A 749-nucleotide genomic window follows, 5' to 3' on the forward strand; every position below is an offset into this window, starting at 1 on the left:
CGAAAAATAATTGCCACGGCAGCTCGTGTCATCCACCTTCTACCGGGAATTCTTTTACCTTTGTTGTGCATACCTTGCTTGTCATAGCTCTATTTAATTTGAGAAAAATTACCTTAACATACTAAAGATAATTCATCTTCATAAAGCTCAGTGCCTGAGCTTATTCACATTAAGCAAGTTGTCGCTTATTGAAAGTAACCGTGACTCACAAGCTATCATGAGAAAAGCTTGAAGTAGATAAGTTTGCGTGTTTGAATAGCATTAAATGAGTAATGGCCGATTCTAGGCTCTGGCTCTTTATCTTCCTGTAACCTTGAGCGATAAGAACTGAAATATGCTTGATGATATAAAAGAATTCTTTGACCGCTTTGTGCGAGATTTTTCTTCATTTGATGGGGCCCTGATTGCAAGTCGATACCAAGCGCCTTATTTGGCTGTCACTTCAGATGCCGCAGTATGGGAGTGTGCAGCGCCGTCTGACCTGGTCGAATATTTCCAAAGCTTGCTTGATAAACACTCTGCAGAGGGTGTAACACATACCAAGTACGAAAACCTCGAAGTCACCGAGATTGGCCGTAGCTGCTTCCTTGCCTCAGTCACATGGACGATGATGAACGATTCGGGCGACACGGTCTCTAACTGGCGTGAGTCTTATAACTTGATCAAAACAGCTGATGGCTTGAAGATTTTTACGTCTATCGACCACTAAGTGTCCTTGCTGAATATTCATTAAAAAGCCGATGCCTTCA

The 749-nt window shown here is 42.2% G+C and carries 1 protein-coding gene; it reads left to right on the plus strand.

The annotated features are described in order from the left end of the window. The first annotated feature begins 334 nt into the window (after nt 1-334). Nucleotides 335-709, plus strand: coding sequence for a hypothetical protein (locus A3757_RS01910; RefSeq protein WP_068514279.1), 375 nt, complete (start codon nt 335-337; stop codon nt 707-709). Nucleotides 710-749 lie beyond the last annotated feature (40 nt).

The sequence above is a fragment of the Oleiphilus sp. HI0117 genome, from assembly GCF_001635235.1.

Bases quoted from the DNA above. Each gene is read 5' to 3' on its own strand.
- A3757_RS01910 (WP_068514279.1), top strand. From the start codon at position 335: ATGCTTGATGATATAAAAGAATTCTTTGACCGCTTTGTGCGAGATTTT.